At 33.6% G+C, this 4,738-nt stretch carries 3 protein-coding genes; all 3 read right to left on the bottom strand.

Features of this window, described 5'->3' with window-relative positions:
* The coding region (locus tag RQ893_RS08175; protein ID WP_311482529.1) for an ABC transporter substrate-binding protein at nucleotides 1-1,354 on the bottom strand (1,354 nt) is incomplete at its 3' end.
* 413 nt (nucleotides 1,355-1,767) lie between these two features.
* Nucleotides 1,768-2,703, bottom strand: a complete 936-nt coding sequence (locus tag RQ893_RS08170) for a DMT family transporter (RefSeq protein WP_311482528.1) — start codon at nucleotides 2,701-2,703, stop codon at nucleotides 1,768-1,770.
* Nucleotides 2,704-2,852: 149 nt separating this feature from the next.
* Nucleotides 2,853-4,738: peptidoglycan amidohydrolase family protein (locus tag RQ893_RS08165; protein ID WP_311482527.1), on the bottom strand; the 1,886-nt coding region annotated here is incomplete at its 5' end.

Below are 4,738 nucleotides of genomic sequence, written 5' to 3'. Positions count from 1 at the left end.
AAGTTACGTTACCATAACCATTTCTTTCATAGGTATTGTAACCACCGATTTTGCCCTCGTCAGCTGCAGCTCTCATTTGATCAATTAAAGCGCCTTCAGCTTCAGAATCCCAAATATCTATATCTCCATTTTCTAGTAGGTTTATTGCAATCTTGCTATTAACAGTTTGTACTATTACATGAGGAATTGTAGCCTTATCACCCTTGAAGTTGCCTTGGTAATATTCATTTAGGCTAAGTTTTGCCATGTTGTTTTCAAAAGAATCAAACTTGTAAGGACCAGCAGAAATCTTTGGTGCTGTTCTGTATTCGTTGAATTCTTTTTGCATAGCTTCTTCAATTAGCATGCTGGTTGGGTCAACTTCTCCAGTTTTTCTAGATTCAAGTTTAGCTACATTTTCTTCTTGAGCTTTCTTAGCTTCTTCGTAAGCTTTCTTTTCTTCATCCTTTGCATCATCTTTTGGTGCTGGATTGTTTTCTTCAAAATCTTCTTTTGATTTAGCTATTTGAGCGTCAATGTTTTTGATGTATTGAGCTTTTTCTTCATCTGTTGGTTGGTAACCATCTTTAGCTATAATCTTGTTTCCTTCTGGTGCAACAGCTAGGTTTTCAGAAATAGCTTGGGTTGGGAATGGACTTATTACCTTTAGATATTCTTCCTCAAAGTATGGTAGGAAGGAAGCATCTACTGTTACCTTGAATGTTTGATCATCAACTTTTTCTAGACCTTCAAACTTATCATCATCACCATTCTTATAGGCTTGATAACCCTTCAATGAGTCTGAACCTATATTAGTTGATCCTGTTACCAATTGGTAAGATGGATAAGAATGGAAAAGTGCACTAAATAGGTAGTTATCAGAGGTTACTGGTGAACCATCTGACCATTTCAAATCTTTTTTGAGTGTGAAAGTAGTTGTTTCTGATCCATCAGCATTTTTAACTGTTTCTGGCTCTTTTTCTAGACATGCAGAGTTGTATTGCCATTTACCAGCTTCATCTTGAACAAGAGTATCATATGAGTTATTGCCATAGATACCGATTAGCTTTCTAACCTTAACATCGTAAGAGTTGTTAGACCAACCTGGGTAGAAATCTCCACTCATTTCTGATGTACCAATTACAAGAGTGTCATCTGTGGTTTGTTTTTCAAAGGAATCTAAAGCTTTTTTATCATCATCTGAAAGTTCTTGACCTTCCTTAGAATCTTCTTTCTTATCTTCTGCTTTATCTGCCGCTTTATCATCTTTCTTATCAGCAGCGTCATCTTTCTTAGCGCCTTCTCCACCACAAGCAACAAGGGTTGCTGCAAGACCAAAGGCCATCATGGTAGAGAAAATTCTTTTCATTTTCATTATTTTTCCCCCTAAAATTTAATTAGCTTTTATAGTTTATAATTTTATTCTGATAACGCAGTTTTGTCAAGGGGTGTTTTTGAATTATTTTTTATATAAACTGATAATTATCCATTATATTCTCATATTTTCAAAGAATATGTTAAAAAATATTGTATCTTCTTTCAATTCTGACAACACAATATCTTACTAAACCTCTTTATAGTAACGAGGAGAAGCTTTGTCTATTTTCTTATTCCTAGGAAATTAATTTATTCTTTTTATAGTATAATATTCAGCAAATGATTTTGATTTTCTTTATAAGTCAAAATTTTCACACATATTTACATAAAATATGGAATCAAAAACAAAAAAATCTCGAATTTCTCCGAGATTTCCTATTTTTTTAACCAAATTTTCTTATTTTTTACTCTCTATTTTTTGCCAAATCCCAAGAAGTTTAACTTTGTTTCTGAAATTACTATGGCTATAAATATTAAAATAAAACCAATAATTTTATTTGTTGTCAAAGACTCAATTCCCATTAGAACTGGTATTAGTATTCCAAAGATTGATTCTGTAGCCAAGATTAGGGCGGCTGAAGATGCTGTTGCAAATTTTTGGCCTATATTTTGTAAAAGCAAAGCTACGGTTGTGCACATAACTGCTAGGTAACCTACTTCTAAGACAGATTTCTTACTCAAAAGTATAGATGAATTGTCTTCAAAAACAAAAGTAACTATTATTGATAAGATTGCTGCCATTGTAAATTGCAAGATTGTCATAAGAATTGGGTCCTTATTCTCAGATAGTTTTGTAACTGCAACTATGTGAGCAGCAAATAAAACCCCAGATAAGAGGGCAAAACCATCTCCTATGATGGCTTCCTTTCCTTGGTCGAAAACTGATCCGCCATCTCCACCTGCCATCGATACAAAATAAATTCCTACAATGGTAAAGGCCGCTGCAATAATATTAAACCTATCAGGTCTAATTTTCATGGCGAACCATGCTAAAAATGGCACAATTACGCAATAAGAAGCTGATAAAAAGGCAGACCTTCCTGGATCTGTGTATCCTACCCCAATAGTCTGCACAGAATAGGCCATGAATAAAAAGACACCTATGCTAAGTCCGCTTTTTAAATCATCCTTGGTCATTTTTCTCAATTTTTTCCAAAATATTATTGACAGGATGAGGGCTGATACAGTAAACCTAATCGCCAGAATCATATTTGGCTTAAAGGTTTCTTGGGCGACCTTAACAACTGTCAAAGAAGAGCCCCAAAGTATTGCTACTATCAAGAGTAGAGCTTTTCCTAACAAATTTTTTCCACTTGTTTTTCTGATTTTTTTAGTTTTTTCACTCATACATTTTCCTCTTTGGTTAAAATATAATTTTTTATACGTTAATATTATACCTAGAGTATTCATTAAAAAAATAAATAAATCTCAAGGATAACTAAAAAATTACAAATTCCCATAAAAAAACTAGGTGCTTAACACCTAGTTTTAAATAATTATTTTTTATCTACATACACTCTGTTAGACTTAGCATTCCTTAATCTAAAGTATTTAACTGGTCTACCTGACCTATCTCCCATACGTCCTACTCTTGGGGTTATTGAAACACCATCATCTGAGTAGTTCATGTGGATAATTGTATCTTGGTTTTTGTTTAGGATAAAGCCTGTGTGACCACCTTCACCAAGAGATTTGCCTGGTATTCCTGATACGAAAATATCTCCATAATCAATCTCACCTGGGCTTATTTCATACATTATCTCGCCCTTGGCTCCCATAGAAAATAGGGTTTCAGTGTTGCCAACGTATGCATTTGAATCTAAGAATCCACCATAGATTAAAGACCTAAATACTGCTGATGAACAGTCTGCTGACTTTTCGGATGTCCTAGCTGGACCCATATCATAGGTCATACCATTATTCTTAGCAGTAAACATCCACTCCATTGTTTTGTCGATGTTTCTCTCACCTGCTACCTTATATCCATCTACCTTTACAATTCCTTTTTCATTAATCTTGTATTTTACACCATTTTTCATGTAAGTGGTATTTAAAACTAGACCATTATCATCAAAGTAATATGTGTTGCCGTTGATTTCCCAAGCGCCTTTTTGGATATAGCCTGAGTTGTTAGTATGGAAGGTCTTACCTTGGTAAGTGACCCATTGGTTCTTAATAAGTTTTGCAACACCCTTATTGTTTATATCAAAGTATAGACCGTTGGTAATAGAAGGTCTGCCAACAATCATTGCCCCTGTTTTGTAATCAAATACATAGGTATTGCCATTGATTTGGGCAAGTCCCCTAGCTATTTTTCCGTCTGATAGGGTCCTATAAGTAACTCCATCTATGGCAAGCCATTTGTTTTTAGGATTTGTAATAACTCCCAAATAGTTAACTTCATAATACTTGTCAGAAACAATCATCTTCTTATTAGTTTGAAGTTTACCATCCTTATCAAAATAAAAATCTTGACTTCCAATTTTGGTTATGCCCTTGGCAATCTTACCATCTTTTAGGGTTCTATAGACGTTTGCATTAACACTAACCCATTGGTTTGGCACTACATTCATCTTGCCCATGCCATTTACTTCATAATAATAACCTTGGGTTATAAGTTTTTTATCTATTTGAAGGACTCCATCATTTGAGAAATAATATTTATCCTTGCCAATCTGGCTGATACCTTTTGCTATGTCGCCATTATTGTTATTATAATAAATATCTCCACCTATATTAAGCCAAGTGTTTTTCGGATTTGTAATAACACCTTTTTTATCTGCTCTGAATATAGAATCATTTATCTTGATACAAGTATTTTTAACTAATTTATTACCCTTATAATATTTGATTTCGTTATTCTTTTCTACAAAATAACCACCATCATTGTTTGAATAATAATTTTCTTCTTTTATTTCATTGCTTTCGTTAAAAACTGGATCTTCATGTGAAGATGAATCCTTACTCTCATTAAGGACATCATCCAAGCTTTTATCGTTATAGTAAATAAGTCCAGGGATTCTCTTGTCAGTCTCTTCCTCATTTTCTTCGCTAGGTTCAGTAGACTTGCTTGATTCTTGCTCATCTTTATTTTCATCAAGAAGTTCCTTATCATCTGTATTTTCTGATTTATCTTTGTCAGTATTTTCCTCTTCTTGATTTGTTGAATCTAACTCAGCGTCCGCATCTGTGCTAATTTCTTCTTTATTTAGGTTTTCTGTAGTATCAACTTTTACTTTTTCATCTTCGCTAAGTCTGTCTACACTCTCTTTGACAAGTGATTTATTATCTTCATTAGCATAAGAATTATCAGTTAAGTTAATAGCAGAAGTTATAAATAATGTCGAGGCGAGCAGGACAGTTTTATTAATTTTTTTCATTG

This window comes from uncultured Anaerococcus sp., from assembly GCF_963510915.1.
Classification (GTDB): domain Bacteria; phylum Bacillota; class Clostridia; order Tissierellales; family Peptoniphilaceae; genus Anaerococcus.
Note: the sequence above shows the minus strand (reverse complement) of the source record. Positions and strands in the feature narration are given on the sequence as shown.

Coding starts and splice junctions, on each gene's coding strand:
- RQ893_RS08170 (WP_311482528.1), bottom strand. CDS start 2,703: ATGAGTGAAAAAACTAAAAAAATCAGAAAAACAAGTGGAAAAAATTTG.